Raw genomic sequence first — 17,123 nt, forward strand, 5'->3', positions numbered from 1 at the left:
AAGCGGCTTAAACTCCGGTTTCGTGACGAATGGTGAGATCGGCCGCAGATCGCTTTTCCGGGGCGCGGGAATTCTGGGGCTGGCGGCCGCGACCGGGTTCACCGGCGGTGGCACGGCATCGGCCGCTGGCGCGCCGCGGATGACCGTGCGGCTCGCCAAACCCGGGGTCGCGCCCGGCCGCATCTTCTTCACCTACACCAACGCATCCGGTGGCGGTGGCGTCGAAATCGCCGACGCCGCGGGCGAACCGCTGTGGTCGACGTCGGCGGCCGACCTCTACTACGAGAACTTCCAGCAGCAGACCTACCGCGGCCGCAAGGTGCTCACCTGGTGGCAGGGCACCGGAAACCCGGCCAACGGCGGCACCGGCAACGGAATCGGCGTGCTGACCGGACTCGACCACACCCCGGTCGCGACCGTCGGTCCGTCCGGCGACTTCCACCCGGACGTCCACGAATTCCGCATCACGCCGTGGAACACCGCGTTGATCACCTGCTACGTCCCGGTTCGCCGCGACCTCTCCTCGGTCGGCGGGCCGGTGGACGGGCTGGTCCTCGACAGCTACTGCGAAGAGGTCGACATCGCCTCCGGTGCGGTGCTGCTGCGCTGGAGCGCGCTCGACCACGTCCCGCTCACCGACAGCTACAAACCCCTCCCGGCCACTCCGGACCAGCCCTGGGACTTCTTCCACGCCAACTCGATCAGCCTCACCCCGGACAACCACCTGCTCGTTTCCGGGCGGAGCACCTGCGCGCTCTACCAGGTCCACCGGACGACCGGTGCGGTGATCTGGCGCCTCGGCGGGAAGTCCAGCTCGTTCGCGCTCACCCCGGACGCGGTTTTCGGCTGGCAGCACCACGCGATCTTCGAGGACCCGCGGACCATCCGGCTGTTCGACAACGCCAGCGACGGCACGACCACGCTCCACCCGACCCGCGTGGCGTGGCTCCGCCTCGACCCGCGCGGGATGACCGCTTCCCTCGCCCGAAGCATGAGCATCCCCGGCAGCCACGTCACCGCCATGGGCAGCGCGCAACGGCTGCCGGGTGGCAACGTCTTCGTGAACTGGGGCATGACCCCGCGGCTCTCCGAATTCTCCCCGGACGGCGACCTGCTCTTCGACGCCACCCTTCCCACACCGTCCTACCGGGCCTTCAAGTTCCCCTGATCTCCGGCCACGCCGTCAGCCGCGTGGGCAGTCGCGGCGGAACGGCGCACCGGGAACGGTCCGGGCCCACTGGTCCTCGGTGACGCTGTCGCCGATCCGGCGGCACAGGGTGTGCAGGACGCGTTCGACGTCGAGATCCCACAGCCGCGCGGTCCCGTCGGAACTTCCGGTGAAGAGCGTCTTCCCGTCGCCGCCGAACGCCATTCCCTTGACCGGCCCGGTGAAACCGGTCAGCGTGGCGGTCTCCCGATGGGACGGCACGTCCCAGATCGTCACGCTGCGGTCCTCGCCCGCGGTCGCCAGGGTCCGCCCGTCGGCGCTCAGCGCCACGGCTTCGGCGGAACTGGTGTGCCCGGTGAACGTGGTGGTCTCGGCGCGGGCGGCGATGTCCCAGAGCTTCACCGTCCCGTCGACGCTCCCGGCGGCCAGGACGCGCCCGTTCCCGCTGAACGCCATCCCGCGCAACGAACTCCGGTAACCGGAGAACACCGCGAGCTGGCGGCGGCCGGGGACGTCCCACACCGTCACGGTGAGATCCTCACCCGCGGTGGCCAGCAGCTTCCCGTCCTGGCTGAAGGCCACCTCCTGGACCGACGCCACCGGGCTGACGTGGCCGGTGAACGCGGCGACCTCCCGGCGTTCCGGGACGTCCAGCAACCGCACGGTGCCGTCCGCGCCGACCCCGGCGAGCGTGCGCCCGTCGCCGCCGAAGGCCAGCCCCCGGATCGGGCTGTTGTGCCCGGTGAACGCGTGGATCTCCCGGCGCGACCGCACATCCCACAACCGGATCGTGCCGTCCGCGCCCCCGGCGGCCACGGTGTCCCCGGCGCCGTTGAACGCCAGGGCCGCGACGGGACCGCCGGGCCCGGTCAGGGTCGCGGACTGCTGGCGGGTGGTCGCGTCCCACAACGACACCGTCCCGTCGGTGCTCCCCGCCGCCAGCGTCCGGCCGTCCCGGCTGAGGGCGGTCCCGAGAATGGTGGGGACCGGGCGGGAAAGCAGGGCGGCGCCGCCCATGCGCCACAGCAGGACGGTCCCGTCCTCGCCCACCGCGGCCAGGATGTCGTTGGCGTCCCCGGTGAACGCGACGGCGGCCACCGGGCCGGCGTGCCCGCTCAGGGTGGCGGTCTCCCGGTGGGTGGCCACGTCCCACAGCTTGGCGTTGCGGTCTTCGCTGGCGGTGGCCAGGGTGCGTCCGTCCCCGCTGAACGCCACCGATTCGACCGGCCCGCCGTGCCCGGTGAGCACCGCGATCTCCCGCCGGGTGGCGATCTCCCACAACCGCACCGCGCCGTCGGCGCCACCCACGGCCAGGGTGCTCCCGTCCCCGTCGAAGGCCACGCCGACGACCGGGCCGATGTGCCCGCTCAGCTTGGCGATTTCCTGGCGGGCGGGCACATTCCACAACGTCACGGTCCCGTCCGCGGCCCCGGCGGCCAGGGTGTTCCCGTCGCCGCTGAACGCCACGCCCACCACCGGCCCGGAGTCACCGGCCAGGGTGCCGATTTCCCGGCGGGCTCCGGTGTCCCACAGGGTCACGTCCCCGTCCACGCCGCCGGTGGCCAGGACGCCGCCGTTCCGGCTGAGCTGCAGGGTGAGCATGATCCCGTAGGTCTCATCGGACAGCGTGGCGATCTCCCGGTGGGTGACGGCGTCCCAGAGCTTGACCGTGGAACTGCCCCCGCCGGTGACCAGGACGCGGCCGTCGTCGCTGAACGCCAGGCCGATGTTGCCGCCCGTGGGGAGGCTGCCGACCTCCTGCTGGGTGCGGATGTCCCACAGCTTCACGGGCCCGTCGATGCCGCCGGTGGCGAGAACGCGTCCGCCGGGATGGAAGGCCACGTGTTTGATGAGCGCGGCGTTCCCCCGGAACCTGCCGAGCAACGGCTGGGCCTGCGCGGCCAGCAGGACGCTCCGCGCCTCGGTGGTGGGGGCCTGCCGATACGCCTCGACGGCCAGCAGGATCGACAGTTCCGGTTGCGACGTGGTGAGCGCCGCCGCCTTCGCGACCATTTCCCGGGACAGCGCCAGGGCGCGCTGGTCCTCCGCCGCCTGCCGCTGCTGCACGGCCACGACCCCGGTGACCGCCGCGACGCAGGCGATCACCGCCAGGATCACCACCAGCGCCCGCAGGCGGCGCGTGCGGTGGCGGGCGACGCGGTCCTCGGCTTCCTTGGCGAGCAGGCTGGCTTCCAGGAACTCCCGCTCGCTGGGGGTGAGCGCGGTGCGGCGCCGGGTGTTCCACTCGCGCGCGCCGGTCAGCTGGCTGCCGCGGAACAGCGCGCCGGGGTCGCGGTCGAGCGATTCCCAGGTGTGCGTGGCTTCGGTGAGGCGTCGGTGGACCCGCAACCCGTCGCGGTCGTCGGCCAGCCACTCGCCCAGCCGCGGCCAGGAGCGGATCAGGGCCTCGTGGGCGATCTCGACCGTGTCCTCGCCGATGGTGAGCAGCCGGGCGCGGGCCAGGATGTCCAATACCGCAGCGGTTTCCTCGTCACCGCTGGTGAGCTCGGTGCGCCGGACCCGCCGCCCGGTGTCCTGCGTGCCGTCGCCCAGTGCGATCAACCGCAGGAAGACCTCCCGCGCCGTGCGTTGCTGTTCGTCGGCCAGTTCGGTGTAGACCCGCTCGGCGCTCTGGGTCAGCGCGCTCTCCACGCCGCCCGCGTTCTGGTACCCGGCCAGGGTCAGCGTGCTGCCCCGGCGACGCTTCCAGGTTTCCACCAGGGCGTGCGACATCAGGGGCAACGCCCCCGGCCGCCCGACCATCTCGCTGACGATGGTGGACACCAGGGCGGTCTCGACCGTGAGCCCGGCGGCCACCGCCGGTTTGGTGATCGCCGCCCGCAGTTCCTCGGCCCGCATCGCGCCCACCAGTGTCTGCCCGTCCCGCAGGGCATCCACCAGATCGGGATGTTCCGCGCACCGGCCGTAGAAATCGGCCCGGACACCGAGCACCACCCGGATCCGGCTGGTTTCGGCCCGTGCCGCGACCAGCAACGCGTCGACGAACCGGCTCCGCTGCTCGGCGTCCTGGCACAGCGTGAAGATCTCCTCGAACTGGTCGACCACCAGCAGGAGTTCGACTTCGTCCGGCTGTTCGGCGAGGAGCTGCCGGACCGCCAGGTGGAGGCGGTACGGATCGGCCTCCAGATCCGAGTACACCGAACCGGCCGAAAGCCCGAGCAGCCCCGCCACCCGCGTGGCGCACTCCTCCAGGGGGCGCTCGCCCGGGGTGAACAGCACGACCGGCCAGTCGTCCTTCGCGACCTGGGGGATCAGACCGGCCCGCAGCAACGAGGACTTACCGCTGCCGGAAGGACCGAACACCGCCAGGAACCGGCGCTCGCCGAGCCGGGTCACCAGTTCCTCGACCAACCGCTCCCGCCCGAAGAACCGACCGGAATCCTCCGGCTGGAACGCGGCCAGACCGGCGTAGGGCGCCGGGCCGTCCCCGTTGGCGGTCACCGGTTCGGCCGCGGCCAGGGCGGCGGACGCGGCATGCCAGCGGGCTTCCCATTCCGCTCGATTTCCCCCGCACGCCCGGACATAGGCCAGGGTGACCGGCAGACTGGGCAGGGTCCGCCCCGCCGCGGCCTCGGCCAGCGTGCTCGCCGAGTAGTGCGCGCGGGCGGCCAGCGCCCGGTAGGGCGGGGTGCCGGCGTCTTCCCGGAGTTGCCGGAGCCCGAGCGCGAGTTCCCGCAGCACGCCGTTGTCGGCCGCCACGGGACGTTCCGGCCTCGGCATCACAACCTCCTCGTCGACATCCCCCGATCGTTCCCGAACGCTTCGCCGGCAGAACCCACATTGTCCGGCGATTGGTTGTCCGGCCAGGTGACGCCGACACCGAACAACGTTTTCCAGTAGAACCGGATGCGGCGGGTCGCCGGTTGGGCCGTGGTTTCCGATCGAGGGGTACCGGCGGCCCGTCCCCGCACCTGGTGTTCGAGAGGCTTCGATGGATCGACCTTCCGTGCTGAGCCGTCGCCGGTTCCTTTCCCTGGCGGGCTTCGGCTCCCTGACCCTGGCGGCGTGCACCCAGGCCCCGCCGGATCCGGTGAACGCCGCCGGCCCGCCACGGCGCGGCGGCAGCATCGTCTTCGCCCGCATCGCCGACGCGGTCGAAGTCAAGCTGGATCCGGTCCGGATGCAGGACAACGAAGCGATCTGGGTGGCGAGCAACCTCTTCGAGCGGCTGTACCGGGCGACGCCGGACGGCGGCACCGAACCGTGCCTGGCGACCGGCCACATCCTGTCCCCGGACCAGCGGACGTGGACGTTCCAGTTGCGCAAGGACGTCCGGTTCTCCGACGGCAGCCCGCTGACCTCCGCGGACGTGAAGTTCTCGCTCGACCGCAACACCTCGTCCGACGGCGCGGGCGCCAACGACTACGTCAACGTGTCCATCGACCGGGTCGAGGCGCCGAATCCGGAAACCGTGGTGATCACGACGAAATACCCCACCGAGCTGTTCGGGATCCTGTCGCACTACGCCAACGGGATCGTGCCGCGCGACTTCGGCGGGCGGGCGCACGACGAGTTCTTCGACCGACCGGTCGGTACCGGCCCGTTCGTGCTGGAGCGATGGGACGTGGGCCAGCAGATGGCCCTGGTCCGCAACCCGTTCCACTGGCGGCCCGGCAAACCGTACCTGGACCGGATCCTGCTCACCGTGGTGCACGACGACAACACCCGGATGCTGCAGCTGCGCGGTCGGCAGGTCGACGTGGTCGAGGCGCCGCCCTGGGCTCAGCTCAAGGACCTGATGCGGCAGCCGGGCATCCGGATCCAGCTGTCCCCGTCGACGCTGACCGACTACCTGGCGCTCAACCTGCGGGTGCCACCACTCGATCACCCGCAGGCGCGGCTCGCGATCTCCCTGGCGATCGACCGGGCCGCCCTGGTGCAGGCGGCGCTGTTCGGCAACGGGCAGGCGGCCGGTTCGCTGATGTCGCCGAGCTGGCCGGACTACGACGCCTCGATCACCCCGCCCGTGCGCGACATCGGCGCCGCGAAGGCCGCACTCGCGAACGCCGGGCGGCCGAACGGGTTCGAGCTCACGCACTACGTCAACAGCGGGGACACGGTCCAGGCCGCGGCGGCCCAGATCATCCAGCGGAACCTGGAGGAGATCGGGATCCGGATGCGCATCGAGCAGTACGACCACAACACGCTGGAGGCGCTCGCCGGGCAGCGGCAGTTCCAGATGTACCAGACGAACGTGAGCCTGGACATCATGGATCCCTACGAGAACATCCCGTTCCTGCTCGATCCGGCGGTCGGCTCGGTGGCCGCCGAGATGAACTACCACGACCCGGAAGTGCTCGAGTGGTGCCGCCAGGCCGAGCAGACCACCGACCCCGCGGTCCGCACCCAGGCGTATCACCAGATCCAGCGGCGGGTACACCGGGACAACCCGTTGATTCCGCTCTACTACGCGCCATTCGCCTACGCGACCTCGGACCGCCTGCAGGGGTTCGCCGTGCCGCCCACGGGTGACTACCGGCTCGAGGAAGTCTGGCTCGCCTCATGAGCCGAAGACGGGAGCCGTGATGGGGCGCGTCGCCGTCGTGCCGTGGCGGATCGTCCAGGCGGTCCCGATCGCCGTGGGCGTGACCTTCCTGGCGTTCCTGATGATCCACCTGATCCCCGGCGATCCGGCTCGCACGGTGCTCGGCACGCGCGCCACCCCGGAGGCGATCGGCGCCCTGCGGCACCAGTGGGGCCTGGACGAACCCTGGCCGGTGCAGTACTGGCGATACCTCGGCCGCCTCCTGAGCGGTGATCTCGGGCAGTCGCTGTTCTACGGGCGGTCCACCGGATCGGTCATCGCCTCGGTCGCCGGGCCGACGGCCTGGCTCGTCGTCTACGGGACCGTGCTGTCGCTGGTGCTCGCCGTGCCGTTGGCCGTGTTCGCCGCGGCGTGGCGGGACCGGCCGTTCGACCACGGCGTGCGGATGGCCGCACAGGTCGGGCTGGGCCTGCCCGACGCGTGGATCGGCCTGCTCCTGATCCTGCTGTTCGGCCTGGAACTGCGGATGTTTCCGGTGGGCGGCTACGGCTCCGGGGTGCTCGGCCATCTGGAGTCGATGTTCCTGCCGAGCCTGACCATCGCGCTGGGGGCCGCGCCGGTGCTGATCCGGGGCCTGCGGGCCCGGCTGCTCGAGGTGCTCGGCGCCGACTACATCACCACGGCCCGGGCCAAGGGCCTGACCGAACCGCGGGTGCTGGTCCGGCACGCGTTGCGCAACGCGGCGATCTCCGCGGTCACCGTGCTGGGGGTGAACATCGCCTGGCTGGTCAGTGGAACCGTCGTGGTGGAGCGGGTGTTCGCGGTGCCCGGCCTCGGCAACCTGCTGGTGGAATCGATCCTGCGCCGCGATTTCCCGCTCGTGCAGTCCCTGACGCTGTGGTTCGCGTTGCTGGTGATCGCGGTGAACGTCCTCGTCGATCTGGGACGCGCGCTCCTGGACCCGCGAGTGGACCCGGGGTGAGGCGGATGGCCCGCGTCGATGTCGGTGCCTGGGAGGCACGTTCGCGTCCGCGCCGCCGGTCCCTCGTCCTCGGCGGCGGAATACTGCTCGTGCTCGCACTCGTCGCGGTCTTCGCCCCGGTCGTCGCCGGCCACGACCCGTTGGCCCAGGATCCCGCGAATCTGCTCGCGGACCCGTCCTGGCGGCATCCGCTCGGCACCGACCACCTCGGCCGCGACATCTGGGCGCGGCTGGTCCACGCCACCCGGATCGATCTGCCGGTGGCGTTCCTGGCGGTGCTCGCGCCGTTCTGCCTCGGCACGGCGCTCGGTCTGGTCGCGGGATACCTCGGGTCGTTCGCGGACTCGCTGTTCATGCGGATCGGCGAGGTCGTGCTGGCCTTCCCGTTCAACGTGCTGGTGATCGCGCTCGTCTTCGTGTGCGGATCGGGGGTCACCGGCATCCTGATCGCCTTCACCGCGGTCGGCTGGGTCTCGTACCTGATCATCGTCCGGGGGGAGGTGCTGACCGAGAAACGGCAGGAGTACGTGCTGGCCGCCCGTGCGCTGGGGTACTCGCGGCGCCGGATCCTGCTGCGCCACCTGCTGCCGAACGTCATAACCCAGGCGATCGTGTACGCGATGTCGGACATCGTCATGACCATCACGACGATCGTGGCGCTCGGGTTCCTCGGCCTCGGTATCGCGCCGCCCACACCGGAGTGGGGATCGATGATCGCCGACGGCACGGAGTTCCTCGTCACGCACTGGCCGCTGGCGACCGCGCCCGGAATCGCGGTCGCCCTCACCGGGTGGGGGTTCTCCCTGCTCGGCGACGGCCTCGCCGATCTGCTGCGAGTGGAGTAGGAGTGCCATGTTGTCGGTGCGGAACCTGACGGTAACCGTCCAAACAGGACGGAAGTCGGTGCCCGTCGTTGACGACGTGTCGTTCTCGGTGGGCCGGGGAGAGGCGCACGGTCTGGTGGGGGAGTCCGGCAGCGGCAAGACCCTGACCCTGCGCGCGGTACCCGGCCTCCTCCCGCATGGCACGCGGTTGGACTCCGGCCGGATCTTCCTCGACGGGGAGGAGGTGACGGCCATGAGCCGTCGGCGGCTGCGTGCCGTCCGCGGCCGCCGCGTCGGCATGGTCTTCCAGGACCCGATGACCGCGCTCAATCCGGTGATGACCGTGGGCGAGCAGATCGCCGAAGCCCCGATGGTCCACTTCGGATGGTCGCGGCGCGCGGCCGGCCGCCGGGCGATCGAGCTGATGCGCGAAGTCGGCATCCCCGAACCGGAACGCCGGGCCAGGGCCTATCCGCACGAGTTCTCCGGCGGGATGCGGCAACGGGTCGGCATCGCCATCGCGCTGTCCTGCTCGCCCGGGCTGCTGCTGTGCGACGAGCCGACGACCGCGCTCGATGTGACCGTGCAGGAACAGATCCTGGAACTGCTCCGGAACCTGCGGGCGACCGGCGAGGTGGCGATCCTGTTCGTGACCCACGACCTCGCGGTGATCGCCGAACTGTGCGAGCGAGTCTCGGTCATGTACGCGGGTCAGATCGTCGAAACCGGCGCCACGGCCGAGGTTTTCCGGCGACCGCGCCATGCGTACACGTTGGGACTGCTGCGCTCCGCACCGGATCCACGGGCGGCGCGGTGCCGCCTGGTCGCCCTGCCCGGCCTGCCACCCGATCCGGCCGACCCGCCGGTGGGTTGCCGGTTCCATCCGCGCTGCGGGTTCTCCGACGACGCCTGCCGGGCCGATCGGGTCTACCGGCTGCGCCGGGTCGACGGGCACCGGTCGGCTTGTGTGCACGGCGAGGCGGTGGCTGATGCGTGAGTCGTTGTTGGAGGTGCGGGATCTCGGGGTGCGTTTGGGTGCCCGGCGTTTCGCGGGTGGTGGCGTGGTCCTGTCGGTGGCCGGGTTGATTCCTGCTACGCGGGGACGGATCTTGCTGTGGGGGGAGCCGGTCGGTGTCTGGAGGTCTTGGGTGCGACGGCGAACCGTGCGACTGGTCTTCCGGGATCCGTATTGCTCGCTGCGTCGGGTCGGCGGGTGCCGGTTGGCTTGTGTGCATGGCGAGGCGGTGGCTGATGCGTGAGTCGTTGTTGGAGGTGCGGGATCTCGGGGTGCGTTTCGGAGCCCGGCGTTCCGCGGGTGGTGGTCGGTGGGCTCTCGATGGCGTCGATTTGTCGGTGGCCACGGGCGATTCGGTCGCGATTGTGGGGGAGTCGGGGTGTGGTAAGTCCACTTTGGCCAGAGCGATGGCCGGGTTGATTCCTGCTACGCGAGGGCGGATCCTGCTGCGGGGCGAGCCGGTCGGTGTCCGGCGGTCTCGGGCGCAACGCCGGACCGTGCAACTGGTCTTCCAGGACCCGTATTCTTCGCTGAATCCGAGGATGACGACCGGCCAGGCGATCGGTGAGGTGCTGCACGTCCACCGGATGTGCGCGCGAAGCGAGATCGCGGCCCGGACGCGGGAACTCCTCGACCTGGTCAAACTACCCGGTTCGGTGGCACGCGCCTATCCGCGGCACCTGTCCGGCGGGCAGCGTCAGCGGGTTTCGCTTGCCCGTGCGCTCGCCGTCGCCCCCGCACTCCTCATCGCCGACGAGCCGGTGTCGGCACTGGACGTTTCGGCGCAGGCGGCGGTGCTGAACGTGTTCGCCGATCTGCGCGCCGAACTCGGCCTCACGCTCGTGCTGATCTCGCACAACCTCGCGGTGGTGCGCCAGGTCAGCGATCTGGTCGCCGTCATGCGCCACGGCGCGGTGGTGGAGACCGGCCGCACGGACGACGTCCTGATCCGCCCCCGGCATCCCTACACCCAGTCCCTGCTCGACGCGGTGCCTTCCCCGGTGCCGCGCGAGCCGATCCCCGGATGAAAGGACCGTTCATGCGTGTTTACGTCTCGGTCGATATGGAAGGCGTCGCCGGGGTGGCCACCGCGGACCAGGTCACGCGCGGCGGACACGGATATCCGCGAGCGCAGCGCCTGATGACCGCGGAGGCGAACGCCGCGATCGCCGGCGCCTTCGACGCGGGGGCGGAGGACGTGCTCGTCAACGACAGCCACGGCACGATGGACAACCTGTTGCCCGACGAACTGGACCAGCGCGCGAGGCTGCTGCTCGGCGAACCCAAATCCGAGGACATGGCCGCGGGGATCGCCGCCGAGCACGATGTCGCGCTGTTCCTCGGCTACCACGCCGCGGCGGGGGCGCCCGGCGTGCTCGCGCACACCTATTCCACGGACTTCTTCGGTGTACGCCTGAATTCCCGGCCGGTGTCCGAAGCTGAACTCGGCGCCCTGCAGGCAGCGGCCGTGGGCGTCCCGGTCGGACTGGTCACCGGGGACAACGTCCTTTGTGACCTGGTGCGAACCAGGATCCCGCGGGCTTTCACCGCGGAGGTCAAGACCGCATACGGCTACTCGGCGGCGGACAGCCTGTCCCCGGCCCAGGCGTGCGACCGGATCCGTTCCCAGTCAGCCCAGGCCGTCGCCAAGGCCACTGACCTCCCCGCCGCCGAGATTCCCGGCGTCCTCGATCTGGAGATCGACCTGCACACCACCAACGCCGCCGCACTGGCGGCCCGGATCCCCGGCACACGCCGGGTCGCCGACCGGACGGTACTCCGATCCTGCGCCGACCCGACGGAGCTGGTGGACTTCATCATCGTCTGCGACCAACTGGCCGGAAGCCCCTCGGCTCGGGACTGATTGGCCGGAGTTGTCTGTCCCGAGCCCGTGTTCCACGCTAAGACCCCGAACCGTGACCAGCAGAACCAAGATAATGGTGACCCTCACCGCGAGCATGCTGAAAACCATCGCCCTGTGCGGCGCCATCCTCGGCGGCGGCATGGCCGAGTCCGCGTACGCTTCGATGCCCATCGTCCAAGCCGAAAATCCGGCCGCGGCCACCTGCCCGAAACAGCACACCTGCCTGTGGACCGAGCCGAACCTCACCGGCCGCCACCACTTCTCCGACCCGAGGCCGGGAAAGTGCTCCCGCTACCGCCGGGGAAACTCAACGTCCAACCAAACCACCCGAACCGTCCGCCACTACAGCAAACCCCACTGCAAGGGCAAGTACTTCGACCTCGCCCCCGGCCACCACACCACGAACACCCCATTCCCGGTGAAGAGCATCAGACAATTCTGATCGCCCTTCTGATCACGGCACCGGAAACTCGTCGGCGACGTCGGCCGCGTCATCCAGCACCCGATCACTCGGCCGCCCACCCACCGGCGCCGCCTCGGCGATCACCACCAGGGAGCCGTCCCGCCGCGAGTCATAATGACGCCCGGTGAACCGAACCCCGGCGAGCCCATTCGCACCCAGGCGATCGACACCGCGATGGTGCTACCCGCCCGTCGCCAACCGCCAGCAGCATCCGATCCAACTTCCGACACGGCGTGGCCAGGAAGAATTGCCGAACCTGCCCGAAAGACCTGCTCGAACACACAATTCCCGTTCGACCGTCTTCTTGGCGATCTTCAACCCCATCCGCTGCCAAGCAACACCCCACCGCCGTCACCCCAGTCCCACTCTTGGTCCACCGGCCCTTCGAATCGCGTGGTTGGTTCACCGTGATGAGATCCCCGTCCCCGCTCAAAGCCCCGATCGTGCCCACCGCTATCGCCGAACGCGACCCCGCCCACGCGATAACCGCCCGAAAAGAGCATCGCGTTCGAGGCTGCCTCGCCGTTCCTTATCAAGGAGTTCCAGCGACACCCCACCACAGGAAATCCCGGGCGCGCGTCGCCGCGACCAGGTGCTGCCGCTCGCGAAGCTCGCGAAGTTCCTGCTCAACGGCATCCCCGGTCTCTCCGCGGTGTGCGAACTGGACTACCAGAACGGCCTGGAAGTCGAGCCCCTTGGCACGGTGCACGGTGCCGACCTTTAGCCTGTCGTCCGGTTCGCCGGTGTAGTGCTCAAGGGGTAGGAACGGGATTCCCGCGTTGCGCAGAATCCTCGTGCAACGCGCGAGATCGCGATGGTGGAACACGATCAACGCAGTCTGGCCCTGCGGTACCGGCAGCCTCTCCACCGCCCTCGGCAGCGCGTTCCGCAGATCGTCCTCGGGGCCGCGCCAAACCTGGGCCTCTCCGCCGGAATTGGCCGATTCCGCTTCCCGCAAGGCGACTCCCGCATCACCATCGAGATCGTCCACCCGGTTGGTGGCGTCGAAACGCTGTGCGAAGCCCAGCACCTCGGCGCGGTTGCGGTAGTTCACCCGGAGAACCTCACCACGGCCGTGGATCGGGATGCCCGCATCCGAAAGCCGCCAGCCGCCCGGGTACACCTGCTGCTGCCCGTCCCCAACCAGGAGCAGGCGATTGGGGCCGTCACCGGCCAGTTCTCGGAGTATGCGCAGACCGGTCAGGGTGATGTCCTGCACCTCGTCCACCACGACCGCCGCATACCGTTCGGTCAGCGGGCTTCGGCTCAACTCGTCCAGCGCTACGCTCATCATGTCGTTGTAGTCGTGCAGATCCCGCTCGGCGAGGAAACGCTGATACGTCTGGTAGAGCTGCCACACCCGCTCTCGTTGGCCTGCGTCCAGCCGCAGGCGACGGCCGGTCCTGGGCGTCCTGACGTATTCCTCAAGGGTTCGGATACCACGCCCTTTCACGACCCGATCGATCTCGGTGCGCCAGTAGTCGAAGCTCGGTTCCAGGTCTTCGAGTGACTCGCGGTGTGCCACCCAAGCACGGCTGAACGCGGTTTCGGCTCCGCGCGGCTGCACGTTGAGGCCACGGCCGCGTTCCTCGAGGAACTGGCGAACCCAGGCGTGCAAGTTGATGAACTCGACGCGATGGGACAGTTCCGGCGCCAGTCGCTGAAAGGATGCCTGGTTCACCGCGGGCAACGTTCGGACGAAGGTCGTGAACAGCAGCGGCCCGGTCGAGCGCCTCGCCAGGTGCCGGAGCCGGTGGAGCGCGACCACCGTCTTGCCCGTGCCGGCCGGGCCACTGATTCTTGCCGGACCGGCGTAGTTTCGGTTCACCACCGCCTGCTGATGCGGGTGGAGGAAGGTCAGCCAGGTGTCGAAGGCCCGCTGCTGGGCGGCGTCAAGCTGATCATCGGTGAGCTGCTGCGCATCGAGCAGCCCTGCCGGTTCGGACGCACGTTCCGGCGGCTGTGCGGAAAGTTGCCGGAATTCGGGCAAGCGGGCGGCGAGCTGATCGGTGATGGCGTCAACTTGACGGCGGTCCAGATGCCGCGCGTCTCGTTGGAACAGCTTGTCCAGTTCCGATTCGAACAGCGACCAGTACGGCCGGTCGTTCCTCGACGATCTCCCGGAGCCTGCACCGGGCCTGATGACCACGAAGTGGATCGCACTCGGCGCCAGAACCTGACCGCGCGAGCCGCGTATACCGGCGCACCGTTCTCCCGCGTGCCGGACGATGGCTTGCGCCCTGGTCTCGTCTGGCGGGTGGGCGGTGACGAGAACCGCGAACACGCCACTGGGGCCGATCAGGAACGCGTCGGCCCGCTCGTCGTCGGGTGCCGGCAGATCGCCGCGTGCGAACAGGCGCCAGCTCTCGACGGTGCGTGCGAGCAGCGCGGTGAGCACGCGGCGATGCGACGAGCCCAGCCCGGGCAGCACTTGACCGAGCAGTTCGTTCGCCTGCTGGTGAACCTGCCGCCGGGCATGATTGCTCAGGTTCAATTACCCTCCATTCATCGCCGCTGGTAACCACGGTATTTACGTGCACCGGTGAATGGGGCTGAGCGGAGAGCATTCACCCGGACGACGCATGCGGTGCTCGGGACCGCCAGGCGACAGCGGGCAGTGGCGTTCGATGAGGACGGTGTCGTGGCAGACTCCTATCAAGCAGATCTGGACTACCTGCTTGACCATGCCCGGGGCGACCGGTGCGAACTTCGCGCAGATCACCACCGTCATGCTGAATATCGTTGGTGATCTGGTCGACCACGGAGTCGTTCCCGGAGACCTGACCGACGGCGGTCCCGGCTTCGAGCCCTGGCCGGGTTCCAAACAGGACATGCCGGGCGGGATCGCTTCGAGTCGTCGCTGTGACCGGGATAAGACCAGGTGTCGTCCGGCATCTCGTCGACGATCCGTTCTTCGGCATCGTCGACCAACGACATGATGCCCTCCAGGCTGGCCCAAGATGAGCTGGCGAGATTGTGGAACAAGTACCGTGGCAGGGTGACCAGGCCTACTGGGATTCGACCGTGCTCAGCTGGGCACGGATTTCTTCGGACTCCTCATCGTCCAGGTACTCCAACAGTTCCAGGGAGCGGCGCCACGCTGAGGTCGCCGCCTCTGTCCGCCCGGCTGCCTGGTGGGTGAGTCCGATCTGGCTCAGTACGAGAGCCGTGTGGTAGCAGTCGCGCAACTCGATATCCAACGCCAGCGATTCCTCGTAGTACGTGACAGCGTATTCCCACTTCCCGAGGTGATGGTAGGCGGAGCCAAGCACGCGGAGCACATCGGCGGCGCCTTCGTCGTTGTGGATCTCCCGGTACAGTGCCAGAGCCATCCTGCAACAGGTGATCGTCTCCTCCGGATTGCCTATCGCCATTGCGTAGTGGCCGATAGCGTTCAGAGCCGTCGCTCGCAAATTGGTGCTTTCGGCGGCTTCGGCCAGGAATAGCGCCCTGCGTGCGTCCGCCGCAGCCTCGGAGACCCGGTTTTGGCGCCAGCGCAGCTTGGCCCGGCCTAGCAATGCGTCCGCTTCCTCAGCCCGCTCGCCGAGCTTGCTGAACAGAAATACCGCCCGCACATGGAAATCCTCGGCCGCGGCCTGCTTGCCTTGGCGGACCAGTGTCTTGCCCAGCACTCTGCAGACTTTGGCCTCCGCGTACCGGTCGCCGAGCCGTCGCGCCGCGGCGAGGGCATGGTGCAGGATGGTGTGCCGGTCCTGGTGGTGACTGAACCGACGCAGGTAGGTCACCAGCGCCCACGCCAGTTGCCAAGCGTGCCGATCCAGACCGGCGTGCACGGCGAGTTCCACCGCGCCTACGGCGAGTTGATGCTCCTTGACGCACCAGTCAAGTGCGTCCCGGTAGCTGGCAACTTGGACGGCGGTCACTCCGGGCAAAGGTGGCGGCACCTCGATGCGTAGGCGGTGTGGGTTCAACACCGCATCCACCGCCACTGCGGTGTGGAGGTAAGACTCGATCAGCCGAGTGGTGGTAGCGGTGCGTTCCGCCATCGGCTCTTCGCCGAGCCGTTCGGTGGCGTACTCACGGAGCAGGTCGTGGAATCGGTACCGGCCCGGCACATACTCGTCCAATAAATTCATCCGCACCAACTCGGCAAGCACGTTGCGCGTACGGGCAGGCGGTAGCCCGGCCAGCGAGGCGACAGCCGGCAACGCGATGTCGGCGCCTGTGGTCAGCCCGAGCAGGCGAAACAACCGCTTTGCCGCAATCGGAAGCGCTTCATAGGACCACGAGAACACCGTCCTTGCGGTGGTGTACGGATCACCGGTGTCCAGCGCGTCCAGCCGCCGCATAGTCGAGCGCAGCTCCTCGGCCAGAATGCTGAGCGGAAAGGATCTGCGCTGTGCCACGCGCCCCGCGACAATAGAGAGAGCGAGCGGTAGCCCCGCACATTCCGACGCCAACTTGCCCACAGCGTCGTTGTCGGACGAAATGCCGTCCAAGCGGCTGGCGATAACCTGGCGTGCGTCCGCATCCTCGAGCAGGCCGAGCTTGATCTGCTCGACACCCTCGCGGACCACCAAGCCGGTCAGCTCGGTACGGCTGGTCACCACAACGGCAGATCTCAGTCCACCCGGCAGGAGACTGCGAACCTGGTCCGCGTCGCGAGCATTATCCAGCACCACCAGGACGCGCCGGGCCGCGACTATACTGCGGAACAAGCTGGCCTGTGAGTCGACGCGCAGCGGAATACGTTCGGGCGGCACGTCGAATCCGTCCAGGAACCCGCGAATCGCGTCCCCAGCCGGCAACGGCGGATGGGACGGATCGAACCCCCGCAGGTCGACGTAGAGTTGGCCGTCCGGGAAGCGGCTGGCCGCCGATCGAGCCCAGTGCAGGCACAGTGCGGTCTTACCGACCCCGGCGGTGCCGTTGACTACCACGATCCGGCTCCTCGAGTCCACCCCGTGGTCCAACATCGTCAGTTCGTGTTCGCGACCCACGATCTTCACTACGCCGTGCGGTAGTTGTTGTGGCACGGCAAGTACCGGAGCGTTGATGTGGACGCTGCCGTAGATGGTGTGTGCCTGCACCACTTCGTGCGCGGTGCCCGCGAAGATATTCCGCTCTGTCACCACTCAATAGTGGTGGTGGGCGGGCAGATTTTCGACCGCTGTGTAGATGGCGACGCGAACTCGACATGCCAGATGCACGGCGGGCCGCGGACGGCGCCTCGGCTCGCACGAGGCTCAGTCGAGATTCGCCGAGATGCCGGCCAAGCCCGCCAATGGGGAGTTTTCATCCTGTTGGTGCTGGTCAGTGGGGTTGACGGTGGCGGGTTTG

The 17,123-nt window shown here is 69.0% G+C and carries 11 protein-coding genes; 8 read left to right on the forward strand and 3 right to left on the reverse strand.

What is annotated here, in order from left to right:
• Positions 1-22: 22 nt before the first annotated feature.
• Positions 23-1,168: an arylsulfotransferase family protein gene (locus FXO23_RS37590; protein WP_158891293.1), complete on the forward strand. Its 1,146-nt coding sequence runs from the start codon at positions 23-25 to the stop codon at positions 1,166-1,168.
• 15 nt (positions 1,169-1,183) lie between these two features.
• Here the strand turns inward: FXO23_RS37590 and FXO23_RS37595 are convergent, their stop codons facing one another.
• Complete coding sequence (locus FXO23_RS37595; protein ID WP_158891295.1) at positions 1,184-4,909, reverse strand: nSTAND1 domain-containing NTPase; 3,726 nt, start codon at positions 4,907-4,909, stop codon at positions 1,184-1,186.
• A 211-nt stretch (positions 4,910-5,120) separates the two neighbouring features.
• Here FXO23_RS37595 and FXO23_RS37600 point away from each other — a divergent pair, with 211 nt between their 5' ends.
• The 7 genes from FXO23_RS37600 (at position 5,121) to FXO23_RS37630 (ending at position 11,801) form a co-directional block, all read left to right on the forward strand.
• A complete protein-coding gene (locus FXO23_RS37600; protein WP_158891297.1) occupies positions 5,121-6,695 on the forward strand; it encodes an ABC transporter substrate-binding protein in 1,575 nt (524 codons plus the stop codon).
• A gap of 19 nt (positions 6,696-6,714) precedes the next feature.
• Complete coding sequence (locus FXO23_RS37605; RefSeq protein ID WP_158891299.1) at positions 6,715-7,656, forward strand: ABC transporter permease; 942 nt, start codon at positions 6,715-6,717, stop codon at positions 7,654-7,656.
• A 5-nt stretch (positions 7,657-7,661) separates the two neighbouring features.
• Positions 7,662-8,501, forward strand: a complete 840-nt coding sequence (locus tag FXO23_RS37610) for an ABC transporter permease (RefSeq protein WP_158891301.1) — start codon at positions 7,662-7,664, stop codon at positions 8,499-8,501.
• Between the two features lie 58 nt (positions 8,502-8,559).
• Positions 8,560-9,477 (forward strand): ABC transporter ATP-binding protein, encoded by a 918-nt coding sequence (locus tag FXO23_RS37615; RefSeq protein WP_158891303.1) that lies wholly within the window; start codon positions 8,560-8,562, stop codon positions 9,475-9,477.
• A 254-nt stretch (positions 9,478-9,731) separates the two neighbouring features.
• Positions 9,732-10,523 (forward strand): ATP-binding cassette domain-containing protein, encoded by a 792-nt coding sequence (locus FXO23_RS37620; protein ID WP_158891305.1) that lies wholly within the window; start codon positions 9,732-9,734, stop codon positions 10,521-10,523.
• A gap of 11 nt (positions 10,524-10,534) precedes the next feature.
• Positions 10,535-11,359 (forward strand): M55 family metallopeptidase, encoded by an 825-nt coding sequence (locus FXO23_RS37625; protein WP_158891307.1) that lies wholly within the window; start codon positions 10,535-10,537, stop codon positions 11,357-11,359.
• Between the two features lie 52 nt (positions 11,360-11,411).
• Positions 11,412-11,801: a peptidase inhibitor family I36 protein gene (locus tag FXO23_RS37630; RefSeq protein WP_158891309.1), complete on the forward strand. Its 390-nt coding sequence runs from the start codon at positions 11,412-11,414 to the stop codon at positions 11,799-11,801.
• 553 nt (positions 11,802-12,354) lie between these two features.
• Here the strand turns inward: FXO23_RS37630 and FXO23_RS37640 are convergent.
• Positions 12,355-14,316: a UvrD-helicase domain-containing protein gene (locus FXO23_RS37640; protein ID WP_158891311.1), complete on the reverse strand. Its 1,962-nt coding sequence runs from the start codon at positions 14,314-14,316 to the stop codon at positions 12,355-12,357.
• A 514-nt stretch (positions 14,317-14,830) separates the two neighbouring features.
• Positions 14,831-16,915: an ATP-binding protein gene (locus FXO23_RS37645; RefSeq protein ID WP_158891313.1), complete on the reverse strand. Its 2,085-nt coding sequence runs from the start codon at positions 16,913-16,915 to the stop codon at positions 14,831-14,833.
• Positions 16,916-17,123: the final 208 nt, after the last annotated feature.

Origin of the sequence: Amycolatopsis anabasis (genome assembly GCF_009765355.1) — a bacterium.
In the GTDB taxonomy this organism is placed as follows: Bacteria; Actinomycetota; Actinomycetes; order Mycobacteriales; family Pseudonocardiaceae; genus Amycolatopsis; species Amycolatopsis anabasis.

Bases quoted from the DNA above. Each gene is read 5' to 3' on its own strand.
- FXO23_RS37595 (WP_158891295.1), bottom strand. From the start codon at position 4,909: ATGCCGAGGCCGGAACGTCCCGTGGCGGCCGACAACGGCGTGCTGCGG.
- FXO23_RS37600 (WP_158891297.1), top strand. From the start codon at position 5,121: ATGGATCGACCTTCCGTGCTGAGCCGTCGCCGGTTCCTTTCCCTGGCG.
- FXO23_RS37605 (WP_158891299.1), top strand. From the start codon at position 6,715: ATGGGGCGCGTCGCCGTCGTGCCGTGGCGGATCGTCCAGGCGGTCCCG.
- FXO23_RS37610 (WP_158891301.1), top strand. From the start codon at position 7,662: ATGGCCCGCGTCGATGTCGGTGCCTGGGAGGCACGTTCGCGTCCGCGC.
- FXO23_RS37620 (WP_158891305.1), top strand. From the start codon at position 9,732: ATGCGTGAGTCGTTGTTGGAGGTGCGGGATCTCGGGGTGCGTTTCGGA.
- FXO23_RS37625 (WP_158891307.1), top strand. From the start codon at position 10,535: ATGCGTGTTTACGTCTCGGTCGATATGGAAGGCGTCGCCGGGGTGGCC.